Source organism: Pseudomonas sp. R151218B TE3479 (assembly GCF_053629195.1).
Window position 1 is genome coordinate 2,631,498 of sequence record NZ_JBRJHV010000001.1, and the last position, 24,914, is coordinate 2,656,411.

Sequence of the window (24,914 nt, forward strand, 5' to 3'; positions counted from 1 at the left end):
ATGGGATGTATTGTGGCGAGGGGATTTATCCCCGCTGGGCTGCGTAGCAGCCCCAAAGCAGGCAATGAATACATCCTGCTGCACCGCAATGGCAGATATCAGGGTCGCTTCGCAACCCAGCGGGGATAAATCCCCTCGCCACAAAAACATCGTCAGTCTTGCAAGGTAATGGGGTTTGAATGACGGTCACCGACGACACCCTCCTGCTCCAACGCCTCCTGGCCGGTGAGCAGCAGGCCTACAGGGAGCTGGTCAGCGCCTACCAGAGCCCGATGCGTGCCGTGGCCTATGCCATCGTCGGCAGTCGTCATGCCGATGAAGTGGTGCAGGACGCCTGGCTGTCGGTGGTGCGCAATCTCAATGGTTTCCAGGGGCGTTCCAGTCTCAAGACCTGGCTGCTGACCATCACCGCCAACGCCGCCAAGGGGCGCTACAAGCAGAACCGTCGGGAAGTGCTGCTCGATGACCTTCCGGCCCCCCACGGTACCCTCGGCGATGACCGTTTCGCCGCGGACGGCCATTGGCTGCTGGCGCCGTTCGCCTGGCACCAGGACACGCCCGAAGCGTTGCTCACGATGAGTGAGTTGCGTGATTGCCTGGTGCACACGTTGCTCAGCCTGTCGGAGCTGCAAGGCAGTGTATTGACCCTGCGGGAACAGCAAGACCTGGAGTTGGACGAGATCTGTAATCTGCTGGGTATTTCGCTCTCCAATGTACGCGTGCTGTTGCATCGCGCTCGGCTTAAGGTCTTCGCGACCGTAGAACATTTCGAGGAAACCGGCGAATGCTGACCTGCAAGGAACAAGTGGCGCGCTCCAGCGATTATCTCGATGGACAACTGAGCTTTCGCGAGCGCCTGATGGTGCGTCATCACTTGATGTTCTGCCCCAATTGCCGACGCTTCATCCGTCAGATGCGCCTGATGCAGGCGACCCTCAAAAAGCTTCCTGAAGCCCCCATTCCCGACTTGGATAACCTCGCCGAGAAACTCGCCGCCGAGCGTCGCAAAAACCTCCGCTAATACCTGAGACATCACCCCCAATGTGGGAGCGAGCTTGCTCGCGATGGCGGCGCATCAGGCATCAAATCTGTCACTGACATACCGCTATCGCGAGCAAGCTCGCTCCCACAAGGGGCTTGCCATTGTGCTGGTTATTCCCATTCGAAGTAAAAAGTTCCGTTGTCATAAAATCTTTATGTGATAGCAACTCGCCTGACACAACCGGTCGCCAACATCCCCTCCCAACACCAGCGGGCCCAGTTCCGCGTGTTTTCTAACGCATAGACTACCAACAGGGGAATTCTTCGATGATCCGTAAGCACTTCGCAGGTGTTGCCGCCAGCGCACTGGCAATGGCAGTAACCGCCCAGGCTTTCGCCGGCACCGTCACCACCGATGGCGCCGATATCGTGGTCAAAACCAAGGGCGGCCTCGAGGTCGCTACCACTGACAAAGAGTTCAGCTTCAAGCTCGGCGGTCGTTTGCAGGCTGACTACAGCCAGTTCGATGGCATCTACACCGACAACGGCAACTCGGCCGATGCCGCTTACATCCGCCGCGCGTTCCTGGAACTGTCCGGCGTGCTGTACACGGATTGGGCCTACACCATCAACTACGACATGTCCCACAACAGTGGCGACTCCGATAACGGCTACTTCGACGAAGCGTCCCTGGCCTACAACGGCTTCAAGCCGGTGTCGATCAAGGTCGGTCGCTTCGACCCCGACTTCGGCCTGGAAAAAGCCACCAGCTCCAAGTGGGTGACCGCGCCTGAGCGTAACGCTGCCTACGACCTGATCGACTGGACCAACAGCCACCAGAACGGCCTGGGCATCCAGGCCTCCAGCACCTTCGCCGATTCGTTCTATGCTTCGGCCGGTGTGTTCAGCAAGGACACCGACGACACCGACGGCGACAGCGTCAAGCAAGTCAACGGTCGCTTCGTCTTCGCTCCGATGCACGAAGCTGGCAACGTGCTGCACTTCGGTCTGAACGTAGCCTCCCGTGACGTGTCGGACACCGCGTTCGATGCACGTTATCGCTCCCGCCTGGGCATGCGTGGCGTTGAAACCCTCGGCGGCAACGATGCCGGTCCTAACGGCAACCGTCCGGTCCTGGGCGGCGCCAACAACTCGCCGGCCGGCTCGTACGACACTGACACCGCCTTCGGCCTGGAAGCCGCTTTCGCCATGGGGCCAGCGTCGATCCAGGGTGAATACATCTCCCGCAAGACCAAGGCTGACAGCGACGCCTTCGAAGACCTCAAAGGCCACGGCTTCTACGTCCAGGGTGCCTACACCATCACCGGTGAGTCCCGTGGTTATAAGGTCGGCAAGTTTGACGCGATCAAGCCTCAGAACAAATCCATCGGCGCCTGGGAAGTGTTCTACCGCTTCGACAGCATGACCGTCGAAGACGACAACATCACCACTGCCTCGGCGACCCGTGAAGTGGGCGATGCCGAAGCCAAGGTACACAACCTGGGCGTGAACTGGTACGCCAACGAAGCGGTGAAAATCACCGGTGCCTATGTCAAGGCCAAGACCGACAAAGTCACCAACGCCAATGGCGATGACGATGGCGACGGTTTCGTGGTTCGTGCCCAGTACGTGTTCTGAATCGCGCTGACTTGATACACCGCTGCACTTTCATCCGTTAAAGCTCCTTTCGACCCCGCCCCTGGCGGGGTTTTTTTTAACGAATTTCCTGAATGCACTGTACGAGCAACCACCTGTCAACCCTGACAGTTTCGCCGCATCCAGAAAGAGTGCTTACTTCGGCCAGTCACAATGGCTCATCTGGAGAGTTCACATGGCTGGTTCAAATAAAGCAGAGCCTCCCGTGTTCAATGAACCCATCGCTAACTCAGGCGCTTCGCCCGGCGCAACGGCTACGGTGTTTCACTATGACGCACTGGATACCTTGATTGGCCGCGCTACGTCTGCCGGTAGAGAACAACGGTTTTACCGAAACGATGAGCTGGCAACCGAGGTTCAGGGAGCTGCCAGCAGTTCCTTCGTTCGGGCCGGAGGCGTAGTTCTCGCCGAACATCGGTCGGGTGCTGGCATTCAGTCCCTGCTGCTGGCGGGCAATGACAAGAACAGCGTGCTCTGCGAGGTCAGCCAGGAGGTGATCAGGGGTATTGCTTATTCACCGTACGGCCATCGGGTAGCGGGCAGCCCCGTGAACAGTCATTTGGGCTACAACGGTGAGCGGCGCGAAACGCAAACCGGTTGGTATGTGCTGGGCAATGGCTACCGGGTCTTTAACCCGTTGTTGATGAGGTTTCACAGCCCGGACAATCAGAGCCCGTTTGGCAAGGGCGGGTTGAATGCCTACATGTATTGTGCGGGGGATCCGATTAATAATGTGGATCCGACGGGGCATTTTTTTCTAAAACCGATGTTTAGGGTTAGGGGCTTTTCTGTTATACCTCAATCACCTAAGGCTCTACCTAGCACTGAAGGTTTACCATCGAGTTTTTTAAGAACTAAGCCGGGAGAAACTGGGCTGGTATTTATGGACAACATAACGCCTGAGGATATCAAGCATCTCGTGCGAAGAAGGATGTTTTATGAAATTGATTTTGCTCGTCAGCAAAAGGATTATGTTCTTTTGTCAACTGGCGGTGCACCGCAAGTTAAGATTCCGCCAATGGCACATTCTCTTAGTCGGAAAGTGTTGGATTCGGCTGCTAGTGATCTAAAAGCCGCGCAAGAACGTTTAGGTAACCCTGGTATTACCAAGACTAGTAAAAGAGATTTTAAAATAATATCAGAGGCTTTTAAGAAAGGCATCGCAACGCAAAGCTTGGAAGAACGGATAAGATATTTTGAGAGGTTGCAGCTCGGAGAGGATGAAATGAAAAAAATTCGTGGTATTGATTCCTAATGATGAGGTGACTTCTTGAGCTGTAAAAGACAAGCCGTGCTGTCGATATCCATTTTCGGATTGGTTCAAGGCCACAAAAAACTAATCTGTTCCTCGTCCCACGCGGCCTAGATCGGCGATACTCGCTACATCCATCGTCCGGCTTTTCGAGGAACCGCATGCCGCTTCACGTCTTGAACAGCCTGTCCGCCATCGCCCCACACGAGTGGGACGCGTTGGTGCCCGCCAACCAGCCTTTCCTGCGCCACGCCTTCCTCAGCACCTTGGAAGACAGCGCCAGCCTGGGTCCGCAATCCGGGTGGCAAGCCGAGCACTTGTTGCACATTGAAGACGGTCGTCTGCTGGCGGCTCTGCCCAGTTACCGCAAATGGCATTCCTACGGTGAATACGTGTTCGACCACGGCTGGGCCGACGCTTGCGCCCGCGCCGGCATCGACTATTACCCGAAGCTGTTGACGGCGGTACCGTTCAGCCCGGTCAGTGGGCCACGACTGTTGGCGGCACGGGTGGAGGACGGTCTGGCGTTGCTGGGCAGCGTGCCCGGATACCTGGAAATCGAAGGGCTTTCCAGTGCCCACATCAACTTCACCGATGCCTTCACCGACGCGGCACTTGCCGGGCAAGAAGGCTGGCTGCAGCGGATCGGCTGCCAGTATCACTGGCAAAATCGCGGTTATCGCGACTTCCAGGATTTTCTCGATGCCCTCAGTTCCCGCAAGCGCAAGCAGATGCGTAAGGAACGCGAACAAGTGGCGGGGCAGGGGATCGAGTTCGAATGGCTCGAAGGCCAGCAACTGGACGAGGCCCAATGGGATTTTGTCTACGCCTGTTACGCCAACACCTACGCCGTGCGGCGGCAGGCGCCCTACTTGACCCGGACATTCTTCAGCCTGTTGGCCGAACGCATGCCCGAGGCCATTCGCGTGGTGCTGGCCAAGCAAGGTTCACGGCCGGTGGCGATGGCGTTCAGCCTGGTGGGCGGCGACAGTTTCTATGGCCGTTACTGGGGCTGCCTGGCGGAGTTCGACCGGCTGCACTTCGAGACCTGTTTCTACCAAGGCATGGACTACGCGATTGCCCACGGCTTGCAGCGCTTTGACGCTGGCGCCCAGGGTGAGCACAAATTGATTCGCGGCTTCGAGCCGGTGATTACCCGCTCGTGGCATTACTTGCGTCATCCGGGGCTGAAAGCGGCGGTGGCGGATTTTCTCGTGCGCGAGCAGGAGGGGGTGTTGGCGTACGCCGAGGAGGCCAGGACGGCACTGCCGTATCGGCAGGGCTGACACCGAACCCTGTGGCGAGGGAGCTTGCTCCCGCTGGGCTGCGCAGCAGCCCCGACAAGGCTGGTTGTCCAACCGATTGATTGCATTGGAGCGCGGATTTGGGGGGCGCTTCGCGCCCCAGCGGGAGCAAGCTCCCTCGCCACGGGGTCAGCTGTGTCAGGTAGGAATCAATCGATCCCCACGAACCCACCCGTCTGATGCTGCCACAGCCGCGCATACAACCCGCCGTGGGCCAGCAATTCGGCATGGCTGCCGGTTTCGGCGATGCGGCCATTTTCCAGCACCACCAACCGGTCCATCCGGGCGATGGTGGAAAGGCGGTGGGCGATGGCGATCACGGTCTTGCCTTGCATCAGGGTCTCGAGGCTTTCCTGGATCGCCGCCTCGACTTCCGAGTCCAGTGCCGAGGTCGCTTCGTCCATGATCAGAATCGGCGCGTCCTTGAGCAGCACTCGCGCGATAGCGATGCGCTGGCGCTGGCCGCCGGACAGTTTCACCCCGCGCTCACCCACATGGGCATCGAAGCCGGTGCGGCCTTCGGCGTCCGACAGCAATGGGATGAATTCATCGGCCCGGGCCTTGTGCACGGCTTCCCAGAGTTGCGCATCGGTGGCGTCGGGTTTGCCGTAGAGCAGGTTGTCGCGAATCGAGCGATGCAGCAGCGAGGTGTCCTGGGTGATCATGCCAATGCGCTCGCGCAGGCTTTCCTGGCCGACTTCGGCAATGTCCTGGCCGTCGATGAGGATGCGCCCGCCTTGCACGTCATAGAGACGCAGCAGCAGGTTCACCAAGGTGGATTTACCCGCGCCGGACGGGCCGATCAGGCCGATTTTCTCGCCAGGCTTGATGGTCAGGTTAAGGTCGCCGATGACCCCGCTTTTCTTGCCATAGTGGAAATCCACATGCTCGAAACGCACCTCGCCCCGGGCCACCGCCAGGGGCTTGGCCTGGTCGCGGTCGGTGACGCTGACCGGCTGGGCGATGGTCTGCAGGCCGTCCTGGACCATGCCGATGTTTTCGAAGATGCCGTTGACCACCCACATGATCCAGCCGGACATGTTGACGATGCGGATCACCAGCCCGGTCGCCAGGGCAATGGCGCCCACGCTGATCAGCGACTGGGTCCACAGCCACAAGGCCAGCGCCGTGGTGCCGACGATCAGCAGCCCGTTCATGCTAGTGATGACCACGTCCATGCTGGTCACCACCCGGCCGGCCAGTTGGGCTTTTTCGGTCTGCTCCTGGATGGCTTCGCGGGCGTATTGCTGTTCGAAATTGGTATGGGCGAACAGCTTCAGGGTGGTGATGTTGGTGTAGCCGTCGACGATCCGCCCCATGAGTTTGGAGCGGGCATCGGACGACACCACCGAGCGCTCCTTGACCCGTGGCACGAAATAGCAGAGTGCGCCGATGTAGGCGGCAATCCACGTCAGTAGCGGGATCATCAGGCGCCAGTCGGCTTCGGCGAACAGCACCAGGGAACTGACGGCGTAGATCAGTACGTGCCACAGGGCATCCACCGCCTGGACCGCCGAGTCGCGCAGGGAGTTGCCCGTCTGCATGATGCGCTGGGCGATGCGCCCGGCGAAATCGTTCTGGAAGAAATTCAGGCTCTGCTTGAGCACATAGCTGTGGTTCTGCCAGCGGATCAGGCTGGTCATGCCGGGGCTCAGGGTCTGGTGCACCAGCAGGTCATGCAGGGCCACAAAGATGGGCCGGAAAACCAGCGCCACCACGGCCATCCAGGCCAGCTCCAGGCCGTGGATCTTGAAGAAGTCCACATTGGGTGTGCCCTGGGTCAGGTCGATGATGCGACTCAGGTAGCTGAACAGCGCCACTTCGATCAGTGCGCCGATCAGGCCCACCACCAGCAGCACGACGAAGCTGGGCCAGACCTGTTTCAGGTAATAGGTGTAGAAGGGCAGGACGCGGTTCGGCGGGGCCGAGCTCGGGGCGTCGCGGAAGATATCGATCAGTGTTTCGAAGCGGCGAAAAACCATCTGTAAATGCCCTGGCAGGGGCTCTCCTTTTTGCTAATGGGCGGTGCAGGATGGCCGCGCCGCCCAGGCTTGCCGTGTGCCGCTTCAGTCGATGCGCTTGGCCGACTTGATGAGCACAGGGTCGATCGGCACGTTTTGCATGCCTTGCTTGGTGGTGGTCTGGGAGTTGACGATGATGTCAACCACGTCCATGCCCTTGACCACCTTGGCGAACACCGCGTAGCCGGCGTCACGGCCCGGATCGAGGAAGGCGTTGTCGGCCACGTTGATGAAGAACTGGCTGGTGGCCGAGTCCGGGTTGGACGTGCGCGCCATCGACAAGGTGCCGCGAACGTTGTGCAGGCCATTGCTGGCTTCGTTCTTGATCGGTGCCTTGGTGTCTTTCTGTTGCATCTGTGCGGTGAAGCCGCCGCCCTGGGCCATGAAGCCCGGAATCACACGGTGGAAAATCGTGTTGTTGTAAAAACCACTGTCCACATACTCGAGGAAGTTCTTGGTACTGATGGGGGCCTTGACCGGGTCCAGTTCGATTTCGATCAGGCCGTTGGTGGTGTCCAGCAATACATGGGGTGCCTTGGCGGGAGTCGCAGCCATCAGGTTGGCGGCAAACAATACGGTGCCGGCGGCAAGGGCGATTTTTTTCAGCATGGGGTCAGAGATCCTGAGTGGTGGAATCGGTTGCGGTCAAAAAGTCGAGCAGGGTTTGGTTGAAGCGTTCGGGTTGATCCAGCGGGGTAGCGTGCCGTGAATCGGCGATGACCACCAGGTGTGCATTGGGCAGCCGCTTTACATAGGCTTCTTTCAGCGCCACCGGGGTGTAGTCGTGGTCGGCGCAGATGACGAGGGTTGGACAGGCGACCTGTGAAAGTCGTTCCTGAACGCCCCACCCCACGATTGCATCGAAGCTGGCGAGATAAGCACGTTTGTCGTTTTTTGCCCAGCGCCGGGCCATTTCCAGGCGTAACTCGGTTTGCTCAGGCTTGGGAAACAGCTTGGCGCCCAGGGCCTTGCCGATGGTTTCCAGGCTGAGCAGGCGCATCAGGCTCCAGCGCTTGAACCATTGCCAGCAATCGTCGGGCGTGCGGACCTTGACCTCCGGCGCGCTGTTGACGATGCACAGGCTCCTGATCCGTTCGGGCTCATCCACCGCCAATTGGAAACAGATCATGCCGCCCATGGACCAGCCCACCAAATGCACCGGGCCCAGGTCCAGGTGATCGATCAGGGCGCTCAGGTCGGCGCTGAAACCTTTGATGCTGTAGCGCTCGCGGGGTTTGTCGGAACGGCCGTGGCCGCGCACATCCATCACGATCAGGCGGTAGCGGGCGGATAATACCGGGATCTGCTTTTCCCAGTCGCGGGTGCTGGAGCCCAGCCCATGGACCAGCACCAAAGGCGTGCCGTGGCCGTATTCCTCGTAGTGCAGGTCGCATCCTTCGTGTGCAAAATAGGCCATCGGCGAAATCCCTATCAGGCTTGTTCTGGGGCGGCGAACGGCGCATCCAGCGGCGCGGTGTCGAAGGTGCGCAGCAATTCGATCAGGATTTGCGTGGCCGGCCCAAGGGGTTTTTCCTTGTTTGAGAAAAGATAGAAGGTCGAGTTGCGGCTGCCTCCCTGTTCCAAGGGTAGACGCTTGAGCACGCCTTCCTTGAGTTCCCGTTCGATCATGTGCCGGGGCAGCCAGGCGAAGCCCAGGCCGCTGCCGACAAAACTCGCGGCGGTGGCAAGGCTGCCCACGGTCCAGCGCTGTTCGGCACCGAGCCAGCCGACGTCGCGAGGCTGCTGGCGGCCGGAGTCGCGGATGACCACTTGCAACTGGCTTTCCAGGTCCTGGAAGTTCAGTTCGCGATTGAGGCGGTGCAGGGCATGCTCGGGATGGGCCACCGCGATGAACTCCACGTCGCTCAACTCCGCCCCCAGGTAACCGGGAATGCTGAAGCCGCTGATGGCCAGGTCGGCCACGCCTTCGAGCAGCACTTCTTCGACACCCGACAACACTTCTTCGCGCAGCCGCACCCGGCAGCCACGGCTTTGCGGCATGAACGCGGTCAAGGCGCGAACGAGGCGGGCGTTGGGGTAGGCCGCGTCGACCACCAGGCGCACTTCCGCTTCCCAGCCCTGCTCCATGTGGTGGGCCAGGTCTTCCAATTGGCTGGCCTGTTTCACCAGTTGCCGCGAGCGGCGCAGCAGCACCCCGCCGGCTTCGGTCAACACGGCCTTGCGTCCATCGATGCGCAGCAACGGCACGCCGAGCTGATCCTGCATGCGGGCCACGGTGTAGCTCACGGATGACTGGGAGCGATGCAGCACGTCGGCGGCCTGGGCGAAACCGCCGTGGTCGACCACTGCCTGCAAGGTTCGCCATTGATCAAGGGTCACGCGGGGCGCTTTCATAATGAGCTCCTCTTGTCCTAAGCTGGCGGTCCCTTGGTGGAGACTGCCGAATGAAGAAAATCTGTTGTGTGGTGCTGGCCTTGCTGCCACTGACTGCGTTTGCCTATCCGATCGACGTGGAAAAACACCTCAACGGCCTGAGCATCGACTACACCGCCTATGACACCGATGCCGACATCGGCTCTATCCAGGTCAACAACTACGGCAGCACCGACGCGGCCTGCACCGTGGTGTTCAACAACGGCCCCGAGGCGCCGCGCACCCGCAAGATCGAAGTCGCCGCCGGCAAGTTCAAGAACGCCACGGCCAAGTTCAACCGCAACATCATCAAGCTGCGCATCAAGCTGACCTGTCAGCCGAAATAGCCCGGCAACAGAGCAGGTGATCGTGCCTGCTCCGCTTATAAACGAAAATATCGATGCATTACAGCAGTTATTTGCGCTTTTTCATCGATATGCTCACGTTTAACCTCCACTCCATCGACTGACAACATTCTCAGATGGAGCCTACAAGCCATGTCCCGCGTTCTGATCATCGAAAGCAGTGCCCGCCAGCAAGACTCGGTTTCCCGTCAACTGACCCAGACCTTCATCAGCCAGTGGAAAGCTGCGCACCCGGCCGACGACATCACCGTCCGCGACCTGGCCATCAACCCGGTGCCACACCTGGATGCCAATCTGCTGGGCGGCTGGATGAAGCCTGTCGAGCAGCGCAACGACATCGAAAACGCCTCGCTGGAACGCTCCAACCAACTGACCGATGAGCTGCTGGCTGCCGACGTACTGGTGATGGCAGCGCCGATGTACAACTTCGCCATTCCCAGCACTTTGAAGGCGTGGCTCGACCATGTGCTGCGTGCCGGCGTGACGTTCAAATACACCCCCACCGGCCCCCAGGGCCTGCTGGCCGACAAGCGCGCCTTCGTGCTCACCGCTCGGGGCGGCATTCACGCCGGTGGCAGCACCGACCATCAGGAACCCTACCTGCGCCAAGTCATGGGCTTCATCGGCATCCACGACGTGACCTTCATCCATGCCGAAGGCATGAACCTGGGTGGCGACTTCCAGGAGAAGGGCCTGAATCAGGCCAACGCCAAATTGTCCCAGGTCGCCTGATCCGTTAATCCTCGGGTAATCGCCAGGTGGTCTAGTGACCTGGCGCTTCCCTTCAAACCGTTTTGCGCATCGAACCTCCCTTTGCACTTATTGCTCCTGAGTGCATCAGCCCGATTGAACGCTTTAGCGAGATCGGGCTTTTTTTTTTCTGATGAGGGGCACAGATGTCTTGCAAAAAATGAAGCGGGCAAACTTGAGCTAAAGCCTTGTGTGTTCGAATGCAGAGCCTTGGTTTCATCCAGCACTACCGGCAGCAGCGCCAGGCTCGTGCTCCGGTAGTGGCTGAAATTTCAAGTTGAGGTGAGTTCAGGGTACAAATGCCATGACGGAAACAGGAGAGCCCGACCCCTCTTTCAAGCGAAGTACTCCAATGACCAGTGTCGTGCCTTTCGCGGGTAACTGATCGAGATTGGTCAAGCACTCCAGGACAATCCCATTTTTAGCCAGGATTTGACTGTTGGTGGCATAAACCGTGTCTTGGCCCGGATCAGCACCATGTGTATCGATACCGATTCCTGCTATCCGGCGTTCTTCAAGCAAAAACGTTGTGGCAGCAGCACCAACACCCGGGAAGTGAGGACCTTTCTCATCCTCATTGATAAAGCGCTTAGGATCGTTCCAGAGCTCTTGCCACCCTGTATAAAACAGCACGACAGATCCCTGATCAATGTGTCCATGGGTCTGTTCCCATTTTTCTATATCCTGGATGCCAATTACATAATCTGGATTGTCTTGAGTCAGGGGACGTATATCGATCACGACAGCAGGCCGTACCAGTGACGCCGGTTCATAGGCATCAATCCCAATGGCATTGGGGTGAAAACTATTTGGAGCGTTCATATGAGTCGCGCTGTGCTCACCAATGCTAAAGCGCCGCAAGTAATAACCGTCTTTTTCCTGCGAAGCCACCACATCGAATGTCATTGGGGGATCGTTAGGCCACAGTGGAATGGTCGGGCTGATGATGTGGCTCAGATCAATGACCTTTTGGAACTGAATACTCTGCATTTCTTTGACTTCCTTATCCTCTGCGAAACTGTTGGCAATGCCAGCCGACAGCAGAGCGGTAAGCATGCCTATAGATAACCGGTTAAAACAGCTCTTGTTCCGATTTGACGTCGCCACAACGTTTCTCTTCCTTTCGATCATGAAGTACTGCTTTTTTTGCCTGCTGCGACGGGGCTAGCCAGTTTCTATTATCTGCTCGTTACAGTCCTCAAAAACCGCTATCTTCGCCGCCATCCGAAACGAGGGGCGATATGGGCTATCTACTTTTTGTGACATTGATCCAGGCATTTTCCTTCAGCCTGATCGGCGAGTACCTGGCAGGGCATGTCGACAGTTACTTCGCTGTACTGGTACGGGTCCTGTTGGCCGGGCTGGTGTTCATTCCGCTGACCCGCTGGCGCCAGGTGGAGCCGTCGTTCATGCGCGGCATGCTGTTGATCGGTGCCTTGCAGTTCGGCGTGACCTACGTCTGCCTGTACCTGAGCTTCCGAGTATTGACGGTGCCCGAGGTGCTGCTGTTCACCATCCTTACGCCTTTGCACGTGACCTTGATCGAGGATGCGCTGAACCGGCGCTTCAATCCCTGGGCGTTGATCGCGGCGCTGGTGGCCGTGGCCGGCGCGGCGGTGATTCGCTACGACCGGATCAACCCGGATTTCTTCATGGGCTTCCTGCTGCTGCAACTGGCCAACTTCACCTACGCGGCCGGGCAGGTGCTCTACAAACACCTGGTGGCCCGACACCCAAGCGACCTGCCGCACTACCGGCGCTTCGGCTATTTCTATCTCGGTGCGTTGATGGTGGCGTTGCCGGCATTCCTGTTGTTCGGCAAGACTGATTTCTGGCCAGAAGCGCCGTTGCAATGGGGCGTGCTGGTGTTCCTCGGCCTGGTTTCCACCGCGCTGGGGTTGTACTGGTGGAACAAAGGCGCCTGCCTGGTCAACGGCGGGACGCTGGCGGTGATGAACAACCTGCACGTGCCGGTGGGGCTGCTGGTGAACCTGCTGATTTGGAACCAGCACGAGGACCTGGGGCGCTTGTTGCTCGGTGGGTCGGTGATATTGGCGGCGGTGTGGATCAGTCGGTTGGGGGTACGCCAGCCTCAGCCGTCACCCTGAACACTGTGGGAGCGAGCTTGCTCGCGATGGCGGAGCATCAGTCAGCATTTATGTTTCTGACACACCGCTATCGCGAGCAAGCTCGCTCCCACAGGGGATCTACCACAGGGGAACAGTGGTGGTTTCAGATCACTTGCTTCTGCGGTTCCGAAATTGAGCTCGCCCCCAACACCGCCGGCAGCAACCCTGAACGCAAGTCCGTGCCGCTCGGCTGCTGGTACAGGCTCAATCCGAACTCCGGCATCACCGCCAGCAGGTAATCGAAAATATCCCCCTGGATGCGTTCGTAGTCGGCCCATGCGGTGGTGCGGGTGAAGCAGTAGATTTCCAGCGGGATACCCTGGGCGGTGGTTTGCATCTGCCGGACCATGCAGGTCATGTTCGGTTGGATCTCCGGGTGGCTCTTCAAATAGGCCAGGGCATAGGCGCGGAAGGTGCCCAGGTTGGTCATCCGCCGGCGGTTGGCCGACATCGCCGCGACGTTGCCCTGGGCCTCGTTCCAGGCCTTGAGCTCGGCCTGCTTGCGGCCGATGTAGTCGGTCAGCAGGCGCACCTGGGTCAGGCGCTGTTCTTCCTCGTCATGCAGGAAGCGCACGCCGCTGGCGTCGATGAACAGGCTGCGCTTGATCCGTCGCCCGCCGGACTGCTGCATGCCGCGCCAGTTCTTGAACGACTCGGACATCAGGCGCCAGGTCGGGATCGAGACGATGGTCTTGTCGAAGTTCTGCACCTTGACCGTGTGCAGCGTGATATCCACCACATCACCGTCGGCGCCGACCTGAGGCATTTCGATCCAGTCGCCGACCCGCAGCATGTCGTTGCTGGTCAGTTGCACGCTGGCGACGAATGACAGCAGGGTGTCCTTGTAGACCAACAGGATCACTGCCGACATCGCACCCAGGCCCGACAGCAGCAACAGCGGCGAACGGTCGATCAGCGTGGCGACGATGATGATCGCGCCAAACACATACAGCACCATTTTCGTCAGTTGCACGTAGCCCTTGATCGAGCGGGTACGCGCATGTTCGGTGCGGGCGTATACGTCCAGCAGGGCGCTGAGCAGGGCACTGAGGCTCAGCACCATGAACAGGATGGTGAACGCCAGGGCGACGTTGCCCAGGAAAATCATGCTGGTCTTGCTCAGTTCCGGCACCAGGTGCAGGCCGAACTGGATGATCAGTGACGGCGTCATCTGCGCCAGGCGATGGAAGACCTTGTTCTGGCGCAGGTCGTTGACCCAGTGCAGGGCCGGTTGACGCCCAAGCAGCTTGGCCGCGTGCAGGATCAGGTAGCGCGCCACCCGTCCCAGCACCAGGGCGATGACCAGCAGCAACATCAGGGCGAGGCTGGAATGCAGGAGCGGGTGCTGGTCAAGGGCACCCCAGAGGTCTTGGATGTTGACCCAGAGTTGTTTGATGTCCATGGACGAAACGGTTCTTCTATAAAGACGCGACGGGACGATTAGAGCATTTAAGCCCGGTCAGGTGACCGTTGATGACAAATCGGCTTATAAAAATGCACTGATTTACCGCCGTTTGTATAAAGAAACTCGGCCTTCGCGCTCGAAACCGTTACCCTATGCAGCTGTTTTTTTGCATTTCTTCGAGGTAGCACCCGTGTTTTCCCAATTCGCCCTGCACGAACGCCTGCTCAAAGCCGTGGCCGAGCTTAAATTTGTCGAGCCAACGCCGGTGCAGGCAGCGGCTATTCCGCTCGCGCTCCAGGGGCGTGACCTGCGGGTGACGGCGCAAACCGGCAGCGGCAAGACCGCCGCGTTCGTGCTGCCGATCCTCAACCGCTTGATCGGCCCGGCCAAGGTCCGCGTCAGCATCAAGACCCTGATCCTGCTGCCGACCCGCGAACTGGCCCAGCAGACCTTGAAGGAAGTGGAGCGCTTCTCGCAATTCACCTTCATCAAGTCCGGCCTGATCACCGGCGGCGAGGACTTCAAGGTCCAGGCCGCGATGCTGCGCAAGGTGCCGGATATCCTGATTGGCACGCCGGGGCGGATGATCGAGCAGTTGAACGCCGGCAACCTCGACCTCAAGGAAGTCGAGGTGCTGGTGCTGGACGAGGCCGATCGCATGCTGGACATGGGCTTTGCCGAAGACGTGCAGCGCCTGGTGGACGAATGCGTCAATCGCCAGCAGACCATGCTGTTCTCCGCCACCACCGGCGGTTCGGGCTTGCGCGAGATGATCGCCAAGGTGCTGAACAACCCCGAGCACTTGCAGCTCAACGCGGTCAGCCAGCTGAATTCCACCACCCGCCAGCAGATCATCACCGCCGACCACAACCAGCACAAAGAGCAGATCGTCAACTGGTTGCTGGCCAACGAGACCTACGAAAAAGCCATCGTGTTCACCAACACCCGGGCCATGGCCGACCGTATCTACGGTCGCCTGGTGGCCCAGGAATACAAGGCGTTCGTGCTGCACGGCGAGAAAGACCAGAAGGACCGCAAGCTGGCCATCGACCGCCTCAAGCAGGGCGGCGTGAAAATCCTCGTCGCCACCGATGTCGCCGCCCGCGGCCTGGACGTGGATGGCCTGGACATGGTCATCAACTTCGACATGCCCCGCAGCGGCGACGAATATGTGCACCGCATCGGTCGCACCGGCCGCGCCGGCAATGACGGCCTGGCGATCTCGCTGATCTGCCACGGCGACTGGAACCTGATGTCGAGCATCGAGCGCTACCTCAAGCAGAGCTTCGAGCGCCGCACCATCAAGGAAGTCAAAGGCACCTACGGCGGACCGAAAAAGGTCAAGGCCTCGGGCAAGGCCGTGGGTGTGAAAAAGAAAAAGGTCGACGCCAAGGGCGACAAGAAGAAAACCGGCGCCAAGGCCCCGACCAAGCGCAAGACCGCCAACCGCCCGAAGACCGACGCCCCGTCGCTGGTCAGCAAGGACGGCATGGCCCCGCTCAAGCGCCGCAAGCCAGAGGCGCCTGCGGCTGAGTGAAGCCGCGGTAGTGCTTCATAAAAAAACCGGACCTTGGGTCCGGTTTTTTTATGGGTGAAACTCAATCTGCAATTCGGCCAGAACCTGTGGCAAGGGAGATTGGTGGGAGCAAAGCTTGCTCGCGACACAGACGCCTCGATTTCTGAAAGACCGCATCGCCTTCATCGCGGGCAAGCCTTGCTCCCACAAATGTACCCTCGCCACAAAAGCAGGCTGTGGTTAATCACCCAGCCTTCTTCTCTGCTTGCTTCAGCTCTTGCAGACGCTTATCGATCAACTGGCACTTGTCTGGCACATCCTTGCTGGCAGTCTCCAGGTCCATGGCCTGCAACTCATCGTTAATTTCCTTGGCCTTGGTTGGGTTCTGCTCGGTGAGCTTGGTCACTTCCTGGGCCAGTTGTTCACGTTTGAGGGTGGCTTCGTCAGGTGTGCAAGTAGCCCAGGCGGGCAGGGCGAAGGTAAGGGTGGCTGCGAGGGTGAGTTTCAAGAGGGTTTTCATGGCAGGGCCTCGTATTCCTTGTTGGGCAGGTAAAGGGTTGAGGCCGGTCTCGGGTGGAAAGTTCATTGGCCACCGTCCTGATGGCTTTCTTTTTCGCAATTTCCCTAGCCGATATTAAACCGTCGTCTACCATGGAAAATGTGACACGCAGCGCTGTACCTGCAACGCTGGAGTGCTCCTATCAGGATGTTGGATCTTCATTAATTCAAAGGAATGAAAGCGATGAGCCTTAGAGCGATATCCAGTCGGCTGGTGTTGTGCCTGTGTAGTTTATTCGCGGTCTCATCAAGTTATGCAGAAAGTGTGGTCATCGCCACTCCGCAAAGAGGTGTGGGGATCGAGGTGGACGTATTCGACAATCCTGATGCCCTCAATGGAAAACCGTCTGCAACCAGCAACGTGCCATCCACTTCGGTTGGGTTGTTTACACCCGCAGTGCAATCGTTCAAAGGCAAGATGTATATGTTCTGGGTCAGCGACAGTGATACCGCTCATATCTATTTTTCCACTTCGGCGCAGGGAAATAACTGGTCTGCTCCACAGTCCATTCCCGTCGCCAGTATCTTGGGTAATGTTTCAGTCACGGTGTTCAAGCAAAAGCTGATACTGACGTTTACCGACCAGGCTCAAATAAATAGCATCAGTTCCGAAGATGGCATGACTTGGTCCAATGCTAGCCCTGTCACGGCCTCCAGTGATGCTGCCTATAACAGTCCTGTGGTGTACAACGGACAGTTGTTTGTCTTCTACTGCGAGGAGGACGACGACACTGTTTACTACGTGACCTCGGACGATGGTCTTCAGTGGAGCCAGCCAAATCTCGGGTTCAAGGCCAACGCTTACAGGGTCTTGAGCATAGTGCCGGTGGTTTATAACGGTGAGCTGTTGCTTTACTACTCTTATGACGTTGGCCATTTGGCCGTGCGTGCTTACGACCGCAGTGCTCATTGGGGCGATGAGCAAACGCTGTCGGGAATCGCCAATGAGCTTCTCCTGAGCCGTGCAACGATGATCGGCAACCGCATTTTTATCAGCAGTGGCACTAATACGTTTGCTTCAACCGACGGAGTCAACTGGAGCCCCTATTTTTCCAAGACATTCCCCGGGAATCTGACGGGCGCGCCGGGGCTGGGCGTTTCCTATGCCATTACCACGAACGATCTGACAGCAGACAACCCACAACTGCCTGCGGACCTGGCAACGGGTCTTAGCCATACCGACTATGCAACGTTCGCCTGGCGGAGTTTTTTCGCACTGAACAATACGGCCAAGACCCCGTTGCCGGCTAACCGTGGTGTGGGCAATCCCGCCGGCAGCTTTGCCGATTCGGGCAAGGCCTCACAATCTCCCAATCCGTTGTTGTGGCAAACCTTTGCTCACCGTACCGAGCTGTTTCCGGCGGGAAAACAAAAAAATTCCGCGGGCGGTCCTATACGTCCGTTTGGTTCCGACCCGCAATACAGCTACATCAATTTCCCCACAGGGGCGCCTTTGGCGGCTGGCGCCACCTATGCTCATTACAACAATCTGGACGAGGCGACCCAGATAGGTCAGAACGCAATATTTTTCCCGGTCAACCCGCCGAATGCGGCGAAGACAGGAAACGACTATGCACCTTCAAACGACAGCCAGATCCTGTTCGAGGCCAAGGCCAACCCTGTCGTTTACGAGTACGCGAGTACCCTGAGCAGTTTTATGGACCCTATCGTACTGCCCGACGGCGCGGTGGAGGTCAAGGCGGCATGGCGCAAGCTGGCAGACATTCCGGTACAGAATCGCGGGCGCTACCATACAGCGACGGTGGTGACCTATCAGGGCAAGGACGATGCGCCGGTGGCGCACAATGAAGACTACGCGCTGGTCGCCCTGCATATCATCCACAAGACACCCAACTACCCGACCTTCATATTCGCCACGTTCGAGCATGAGGATGCCCTGACGTTGTCCGATGGCAAGTCGCCGAGCGGACTTTACTACATCGCCAACTACAACGAGATTGCCTACCCCGGTTCCGATACAAATCCCCCAACGGCCACTTTCTCTGACGGCAGCACAACCCATACGGTTTCTTTACCCGAGGCGGGACCAGTCGCCAATTCGGACCTCGATCCCCCCGTCTACTCCAACAGTAACGGGATCCCCGAGGGGCAGGCCGGCCCGATTCGTGTCGTGCAACCGCTGACCGTTTATTCCGAAGTCGCAGCGGTGAACAATCAGGTCAAGCAACTCATGGATGGCAGCAGCGAGTTCGATAATTCGGTCTGGAAGCACTACCGGCTCAAAGGCGTGCAGGCCATCCCGTCGAGCACTCAAACCGATCCGGATTACTACCTGGCCAATATCATGGTCGAAAGCAGCCAGCCGGGGATTCAGCTATTTCGTGGGAGCAACGTATTCCCCATCCCGAACAACAACACCCTGACCAATGCGCGCAACCAGCCGAATATCAAGGTACCGGATTACGCCCACAGCACCCAAAGCCTGACCATGGGCGGTTGCATGGGGTGTCACGGCATCGCCCAGAGCTCGCTCAAACAAGGTTTCAGCTTCCTGTTCGATGCGATCAATCCCACGTTCAACAACGGTGTCACTGGCTTTGCGGGCCCGGAAACCGTAGGTTTGCCTGATCCGCGCACCATGAAGGCACGGGCCCTGAAATATTCTTTCGGTCCTCGGAACACGGCAGCCGTTGAGGAGGCAAGCAAGTAGTCGTCAAACCTCTGCCCAGCAGGGTATCCGTGCTTTCCGAGGCGAATGCCTAGCTCTTTCATAAAAAACCGGACCTTGAGTCCGGTTTTTTAATACAAAATCACCCCCCGGCGAACGCTGCTTGTCTGTTTTGTAGGAGGTTTCCAGGTCTGCCTCGGGACCTTTCGTACCCCCGTACCGGAGCCATCTGATTTCAGATGAATGGTTCCAGCAATAAACAAACAAAATCACCAACGGTGTGGAGCGCCCATTCTCCACCGGCATAACAACGTCGTCTCGCAACACCACAACCGCCGCCTCAGGCTCAGGCAAAACCACGGTCGTGACCCTGAACAGCCAACTCCCACCGGACTTGGCCCAACAACAAATAAACCCCCTGACACTCCCCGGTTTCAGCCTCCCCACCGGGCAAAACGGCCTGTTCCGGCTGAGCGGGCAGGGCGCCAGCGACGCGTCATCCTCCCAGACGCCGGTCGTGTCGCAGAACTGGACAATCGGCGGCGCCAGCGTGAGCGCATCGAATCGATCCACCGCCACTCCAACCGCCAATGTCCGCGACATCCAGATCGCCGATGTCACCCAGGTCTCCACCGCCGAACGACAGGTGCAATTGCTGAATCGTGAAAACGGCGGCGTTACGGCTGGCGCGTCCGCCATTCAGGTCACCGCTCCAACGGACTCGTCCACAGGCACGCCGCAACTGCCAGGGCATTCCCTTGACGGCACCATCACCCGTGGCGTCGACATTGCACTGGACACTTCGAGCACGCCGTCGATCGGCGTAAGTCGCCCAACCGACGCCTCGGTAAGCGCGCCAACGCCTGTCAACGGCCAAACGGTGGCACGGGTAACGGGCCTGCCAAGCACGACGGTTGCCTCGACGCCACATAAATACTTGATCGAGACCAACCCGGTCCTTACCGACCTCAAGTCATTCACCAGCTCGGATTATTTGCTGACGAAACTCGGCTACGACGCCGACACCAGCGCCAAGCGCTTGGGCGATGGCTTGTTTGAACAACGTCTGATCCAGCAAGCCGTCGTCGCCCGCACCGGCCAACGCTTCATCGACGGCCAAACCTCCGACGAGGCGATGTTCAAGTACCTGATGAACAACGCCATCGCCAGCAAGGACGCCCTCAACCTGTCGGTAGGCGTCACCCTCACCGCCCAACAAGTCGCCGCCCTGACCCACGACATCGTCTGGCTCGAAGAGCACGAAGTGAACGGTGAAAAGGTGCTGGTGCCGGTGCTGTATATGGCCCAGGCCAATAATCGCCTGGCGCCTAATGGTGCGTTGATTGCTGGTCAGAACGTTACGTTGATTGCCGGCAAGGATCTAGAGAACGCCGGTACGCTTCGGGCTACGAATAACCTCTCCGCATCCGCTGGTGAGAACCTGACGAACAGCGGATTGATTGAAGCCGGCAACCGTCTTGACCTGTTGGCCGGCAACGACATCGTCAATAAATCCGGCGGCATCATCGCCGGGCGTGACGTCAGCATGAATGCGATCGTTGGCGACATAATCAACGAGCGCACGTTGACCTCCGCAAGTATCAGCAACAAGGGCTACACGCAGCGGCAGGACTATGCGGATAACGCCTCGCGTATCGAGGCGGCCAACGACCTGACCATGGGGGTTGGTAGAGACGTCAACAGCGTTGGCAGCGTCATGGTCAGCGGACGCGACACCCAAATCAATGCAGGGCGGGATGTCAATATCGTTTCTGCGCAACAACAGACCGCTAACACCGGTGGTCCCCGTAGAAGTTCGATCACTCAATTGGGCTCGGAGGTGGATGCAGGGCGCGACGTTGTTGTGAATGCCGGTCGAGACTTCAACGCCATCGCAAGCCAGATCAGTGCTGATCGCGATGTCGCGCTGGCCGCCGACGAGAACATGACAATCTCCTCCGGTGCCAACGAAACCCACTCTTACTACAAGTCGAAAAAGGTCACGGCCCAAGAGGACCACGTCAAACAGATTGGCAGTGCTATCAGTGCTGGAGGCGACGTGAGGTTGGATGCCGGGAAGGATATGGCGCTTATCTCCAGCCGTATCAACGCCGGTGATGAAGCTTATCTGGTGGCTGGAGAAAGCCTGGCGCTTCTGGCCGCGCAGGACAGCGATTATTCGCTGTATGAGAAAAAGAAGAAGGGGAGCTGGGGGAAGAAACAGAGTCGGCGTGATGAGCTGACCAAGGTGACTCATGTGGGGAGTGAGATTACCACTGGGGGCGATCTGACCTTGGTTTCCGGTGAGGATCAACATTATCAGGTAGCCAAGCTGAACAGTGGCGATGACCTGACGATACAAAGTGGTGGCTCGATCACCTTCGAAGGTGTGAAGGATCTGCATAAAGAAGACCATTCAAAAAGCAAAAGCAGCATGGCCTGGAGTTCGATGTCGGGCAAAGGTCACACCGACGAAACTCTGCGTCAGACACAGATGGTCGCTGCCGGTGCCATCACGATCAAAGCAGTCGATGGGTTGAACATTGATCTCAAACAGGTCAACCAAGACACCGTCCACCAGTCGATCAAGGCAATGGTCGACGCAGACCCGCAACTGGCCTGGTTGGCGGAAGCTGAGAAACGCGGTGACGTGGATTGGCGGCAGGTCAAGGAAGTCCACGACTCTTATAAGTACAGCCACTCAGGCATGGGGCCGGCTGTGCAGATGATCATTGCGATTTTGGTGGTCTATTTCACTGCAGGTGCGGCCAGTGGCTTGATTGGCAGTATGGCTGGTGCCACCGCAGGTTCAGGGACCGCCATGGCAGCCGGAACAGTGGCCGGATCGACAGTGGTCGGTGGCACAGTCGCCACATCGACTGTGGCCGCAGGTTGGGCGAACGTGGCGCTCACGGCTATCGCAACGGGCGCTGCGAGCAATGCGACCGTGAGTTTCATTAATAACGGCGGCAACTTGGGAGCGGTATTCAAGGATTTGACTTCTGCGGACGCTTTGCGTGGTTATGTGGTGTCCGGTGTTACAGCAGGATTGACCTCCAGCATCTTCGACAAGATGACCAATACCACCACCACTGTGGAGGGCGCATTGCCGAACGCCGGCAAAGTCATTGCGCAAGGCGGTTTAGGGAGTCTGGAAGGCATCGGTCGGTTTGGCGCCAACCAACTGTTGCAGAACGGTACGTCAACCTTATTGGACCGGGCGCTTGGTGGTGACAGCCAGTTCGACGATGCCTTGCGTTCCAGTTTGGCGAACACCTTTGCTGCGGCGGGATTCAATCTCGTTGGGGATCTTGGCAAGAAATTCGATTTGAAAGAAGGGGGGCTGGCCAAGGTTGGCTTGCACGCGGTCATGGGCGGACTGGCCGCTGAGGCGGCTGGCGGTGATTTCAAAACCGGTGCGCTGGCTGCGGGTGCCAACGAGTTGTTGATTGATAGCTTGGCCGAGCAGTACACCAAAATGACCAAGGAGCAAAAGGACAAGCTTCTGGTGATGAACTCCCAGTTGATTGGCGTGCTTGCAGCCGCCGCACAGGGGGGAGATGCAAAGAGCCTTCAGACCGGGTCATGGGTTGCGGGGAGTGCGACTTCCTATAATCGGCTGTTGCATTCGTCGGAGAAGAAAGCGCTTGCTGATGAGGCCAAGGCTCTTGAAGAGAAGGGCAAGCCTCAGTCGGATATGTCTTGGGAAGAAGTACTGCTTCTTGCTGCCAATGCTCAAGTTGACGCTACCGAAAACGCGCGGTTGCAGGCACTTGTGAAGAGCTTCCCCCCGGGCAACCCTGAAGGTCAGCACCTTGCGCAAGACTTGTTAACGGCGACCAAAAGCATCCAAGGTTTGGCATCTCAGAACACTGTCCTTACCTGGAGCGACGGGCGCACTATCGTTGCCAATGGCGCTGAGGTGCACGCGTTTCAGGCGACGACGACTCAGTTCGTTGACCCCACCTTGTTCAATACCGCTTCCCAATGGTCCAGCAACAACAACTGGGCCAATGACCCTGAGATCGTTCCCACAGCTTGGAGGGAGCAATTCGGCGGAGACGCCGTCACTTACCTGAGGGAAATCGCTGGAGTTTCCAGCAGCAGGGACGAGTTCAACGACTTGGTGCAAAGGGTTTCTACCATCGTTGGCGGTGGGATCGAAAGCGTCACCTGGGATTTGGATGCTGCGCTTGCGGCTACGGGCGCGCCTGCGGTATTAAGGGCGTTGCTGGCTAGGCGGCTTGCTGCGGCAGGTGTAGTTGATGCTGGTGTAATTGGTACTACGCCACGGTTACCACTGTCTGGGCCTACTGAGAATTGGAAAACCTTCGTTAACGCTGAAAAGCAGATCCAACTGGACGCAGCTGCTAGCCAGCGCGTAGATCAAGTTATCAATGAAACGTTATCGGGTAAGAAAAATTTCACGAGCTCTATGACGCTAACAACCGATGAGGCACTATCAGCAGGACAGCAATATCTGGGTTCTGGGTATAGGGAAATCGGTAAGCCTGGTTCTGGTGTGTTCCATAGCGCGGATGGTACAAGAGAATTCCGTATCGATTCAGGATCTATATCAGGAGCACACGCTCCAGGAGTTCCGCACGTGCATTTTGGAGTTAAAAATCCTGTGACTGGAAGTTATATATCTAATAATCATGTTCCCTACGTGGATTAGGATGTAATTATGCCTATAATTCGAAAGGGTGTAGTTGTTAGTGGTGAGTATCTAGGTTGGAAAATATTTGTTGATGATGATCGCGATGGAGGCACCGGTGGGTATTATTTATTCTTGGAAAAAAATGAAGGTGAAGGATTCGACTATTGGTTTGAGCATGAAACGGGACTTCAAGCCCAATTAGTCGATTTTGATGTTGAGTGGATGGCCTCATCCTCCTGAAAAGAGGAAAAGGGGACAGATTTATTTGATTTTTTGCTACGCTGAAAGCTTCCATGGAGGAGGAATCAAATATGCCCAGGATGGGACGTATTGTTTTACCGAATTACCCGCATCACGTAGTGCAGCGAGGCCATAACCGTCAGGTGGTGTTTGCGGCGGCAGAGGATTATCAGCGTTATCTCTCTGATCTGCGCGAGCTGAAAGATGCGTTCGGGGTGAAGGTCTACGCCTATTGCTTGATGACGAATCATGTCCATTTGTTGCTAGCTCCTGGGGAGTCAACCGCTGGATTGGGGCAATTAATGAAAGCACTGGCTGCCCGTGCGACGCGCTATCGCAATCGATTGGAAGGGCGCTCAGGCACCTTGTGGGAAAGTCGTTACAATCCAGCGTGGTGCAGTCAGATTCATATTTGCTCGCTTGTAGTCGTTACATTGAATTGAATCCTGTGCGCGCTCGCATGGTCGCCAACGTCGCAGACTATGCATGGTCGAGCTATCGAAGCCGGGTAGATGATGAGTCTGGTGGGGGCTGGTTGGATGCTGATCCCTGTTTCATGGCTTTAGGTGATACCCCGATGGAGCGGTGGCTTCGTTATGAAGAGTTTGTGCGCCAGGCTATTCCGGCTGATCAGCTTCGATTAATCCGCGATGCTTTGCAGCGAGGTCAACTGACGGGTACAAGCCGTTTCGTAGATGAGGTCGAGCGGATTGTGGGTGTGCGGGTAGAGCAGCGAGGGCAGGGGCGGCCGAGGACTGAGCCGGGAAAATAAATCTGTCCCCTTTTCTGTCTATTTGCTCGCTTGTAGTCGTTACATTGAATTGAATCCTGTGCGCGCTCGCATGGTCGCCGATGTCGCAGACTATGCATGGTCGAGCTATCGAAGTCGGGTAGATGATGAATCTGGTGGGGGCTGGTTGGATGCTGATCCCTGCTTCATGGCTTTAGGTGATACCCCGATGGAGCGGTGGCTTCGGTATGAAGAGTTTGTGCGCCAGGCCATTCCGACTGATCAGCTTTGATTAATCCGCGATGCTTTGCAGCGAGGTCAACTGACGGGTACAAGCTGTTTCGT

18 protein-coding genes and 2 pseudogenes are annotated in these 24,914 nt (G+C 57.8%); 13 read left to right on the forward strand and 7 right to left on the reverse strand.

Going from position 1 to position 24,914, the window contains the following annotated elements; translation table 11 throughout:
* Positions 1-179 precede the first annotated feature (179 nt).
* The 5 genes from AB7M32_RS11835 (at position 180) to AB7M32_RS11855 (ending at position 5,175) form a co-directional block, all read left to right on the forward strand.
* Positions 180-791 carry an RNA polymerase sigma factor gene (locus AB7M32_RS11835; RefSeq protein WP_454249994.1) on the forward strand — a complete coding sequence of 204 codons (612 nt, stop codon included), beginning with the start codon at positions 180-182 and terminating at the stop codon, positions 789-791.
* Complete coding sequence (locus AB7M32_RS11840) at positions 785-1,021, forward strand: anti-sigma factor family protein (protein WP_454249995.1); 237 nt, start codon at positions 785-787, stop codon at positions 1,019-1,021. The genes AB7M32_RS11835 and AB7M32_RS11840 overlap by 7 nt, the downstream gene beginning before the upstream one ends.
* Before the next feature lie 287 nt (positions 1,022-1,308).
* Positions 1,309-2,619, forward strand: coding sequence for an OprO/OprP family phosphate-selective porin (locus AB7M32_RS11845; protein WP_454249996.1), 1,311 nt, complete (start codon positions 1,309-1,311; stop codon positions 2,617-2,619).
* A 193-nt stretch (positions 2,620-2,812) separates the two neighbouring features.
* Positions 2,813-3,892 (forward strand): RHS repeat-associated core domain-containing protein, encoded by a 1,080-nt coding sequence (locus AB7M32_RS11850; RefSeq protein ID WP_454249997.1) that lies wholly within the window; start codon positions 2,813-2,815, stop codon positions 3,890-3,892.
* A gap of 158 nt (positions 3,893-4,050) precedes the next feature.
* Positions 4,051-5,175, forward strand: a complete 1,125-nt coding sequence (locus tag AB7M32_RS11855) for a GNAT family N-acetyltransferase (RefSeq protein WP_454249998.1) — start codon at positions 4,051-4,053, stop codon at positions 5,173-5,175.
* Between the two features lie 167 nt (positions 5,176-5,342).
* Here the strand turns inward: AB7M32_RS11855 and AB7M32_RS11860 are convergent, their stop codons facing one another.
* The 4 genes from AB7M32_RS11860 to AB7M32_RS11875 all read right to left on the reverse strand — a co-directional run bounded on the left by AB7M32_RS11860 (position 5,343) and on the right by AB7M32_RS11875 (position 9,569).
* A complete protein-coding gene (locus tag AB7M32_RS11860) occupies positions 5,343-7,175 on the reverse strand; it encodes an ABC transporter ATP-binding protein (protein WP_454249999.1) in 1,833 nt (610 codons plus the stop codon).
* A gap of 84 nt (positions 7,176-7,259) precedes the next feature.
* Positions 7,260-7,823 carry a peptidylprolyl isomerase gene (locus tag AB7M32_RS11865; RefSeq protein ID WP_092173055.1) on the reverse strand — a complete coding sequence of 188 codons (564 nt, stop codon included), beginning with the start codon at positions 7,821-7,823 and terminating at the stop codon, positions 7,260-7,262.
* Between the two features lie 4 nt (positions 7,824-7,827).
* Entirely contained in the window at positions 7,828-8,631 is an 804-nt protein-coding gene (locus AB7M32_RS11870; RefSeq protein ID WP_454250000.1) for an alpha/beta fold hydrolase, read from the reverse strand.
* Positions 8,632-8,645: 14 nt separating this feature from the next.
* A complete protein-coding gene (locus AB7M32_RS11875) occupies positions 8,646-9,569 on the reverse strand; it encodes a LysR family transcriptional regulator (protein WP_053120154.1) in 924 nt (307 codons plus the stop codon).
* A 50-nt stretch (positions 9,570-9,619) separates the two neighbouring features.
* Between AB7M32_RS11875 and AB7M32_RS11880 the strand changes: the two genes are divergently transcribed.
* Together AB7M32_RS11880 and AB7M32_RS11885 are read left to right on the forward strand one after the other, a co-directional pair.
* A complete protein-coding gene (locus tag AB7M32_RS11880) occupies positions 9,620-9,934 on the forward strand; it encodes a hypothetical protein (RefSeq protein WP_060738712.1) in 315 nt (104 codons plus the stop codon).
* A 150-nt stretch (positions 9,935-10,084) separates the two neighbouring features.
* Positions 10,085-10,684 (forward strand): FMN-dependent NADH-azoreductase, encoded by a 600-nt coding sequence (locus AB7M32_RS11885; protein ID WP_092204640.1) that lies wholly within the window; start codon positions 10,085-10,087, stop codon positions 10,682-10,684.
* A gap of 306 nt (positions 10,685-10,990) precedes the next feature.
* On the opposite strand, the gene AB7M32_RS11890 is transcribed toward AB7M32_RS11885, so the two are convergent.
* Positions 10,991-11,833 carry a cyclase family protein gene (locus tag AB7M32_RS11890; protein WP_454250001.1) on the reverse strand — a complete coding sequence of 281 codons (843 nt, stop codon included), beginning with the start codon at positions 11,831-11,833 and terminating at the stop codon, positions 10,991-10,993.
* Between the two features lie 110 nt (positions 11,834-11,943).
* On the opposite strand from AB7M32_RS11890, the gene AB7M32_RS11895 reads away from it, so the two are divergent.
* The gene (locus AB7M32_RS11895; RefSeq protein ID WP_158455333.1) at positions 11,944-12,810 is read left to right on the forward strand and encodes a carboxylate/amino acid/amine transporter; all 867 of its coding nucleotides are present in this window, start codon (positions 11,944-11,946) and stop codon (positions 12,808-12,810) included.
* A 124-nt stretch (positions 12,811-12,934) separates the two neighbouring features.
* Here the strand turns inward: AB7M32_RS11895 and AB7M32_RS11900 are convergent, their stop codons facing one another.
* Positions 12,935-14,233 (reverse strand): mechanosensitive ion channel family protein, encoded by a 1,299-nt coding sequence (locus AB7M32_RS11900; RefSeq protein ID WP_158455335.1) that lies wholly within the window; start codon positions 14,231-14,233, stop codon positions 12,935-12,937.
* A 193-nt stretch (positions 14,234-14,426) separates the two neighbouring features.
* Here AB7M32_RS11900 and AB7M32_RS11905 point away from each other — a divergent pair, with 193 nt between their 5' ends.
* Positions 14,427-15,773 (forward strand): DEAD/DEAH box helicase, encoded by a 1,347-nt coding sequence (locus AB7M32_RS11905; protein ID WP_060738709.1) that lies wholly within the window; start codon positions 14,427-14,429, stop codon positions 15,771-15,773.
* A gap of 223 nt (positions 15,774-15,996) precedes the next feature.
* Here AB7M32_RS11905 and AB7M32_RS11910 read toward each other — a convergent pair whose 3' ends face one another.
* Positions 15,997-16,272 (reverse strand): hypothetical protein, encoded by a 276-nt coding sequence (locus tag AB7M32_RS11910; RefSeq protein ID WP_072409787.1) that lies wholly within the window; start codon positions 16,270-16,272, stop codon positions 15,997-15,999.
* 222 nt (positions 16,273-16,494) lie between these two features.
* On the opposite strand from AB7M32_RS11910, the gene AB7M32_RS11915 reads away from it, so the two are divergent.
* From AB7M32_RS11915 to AB7M32_RS11930, 4 genes and pseudogenes are all read left to right on the forward strand, one after another.
* On the forward strand, positions 16,495-18,981 hold the full coding sequence (locus tag AB7M32_RS11915; RefSeq protein ID WP_454250002.1) for an exo-alpha-sialidase: 2,487 nt from the start codon (positions 16,495-16,497) through the stop codon (positions 18,979-18,981).
* A 217-nt stretch (positions 18,982-19,198) separates the two neighbouring features.
* A pseudogene (locus AB7M32_RS11920) lies at positions 19,199-23,617 on the forward strand (DUF637 domain-containing protein); the annotation flags it as partial.
* 9 nt (positions 23,618-23,626) lie between these two features.
* Positions 23,627-23,839: a hypothetical protein gene (locus AB7M32_RS11925; RefSeq protein ID WP_175361040.1), complete on the forward strand. Its 213-nt coding sequence runs from the start codon at positions 23,627-23,629 to the stop codon at positions 23,837-23,839.
* Positions 23,840-23,910: 71 nt separating this feature from the next.
* Positions 23,911-24,611: pseudogene (locus AB7M32_RS11930) on the forward strand (transposase).
* The last annotated feature ends 303 nt before the right edge of the window (positions 24,612-24,914 follow it).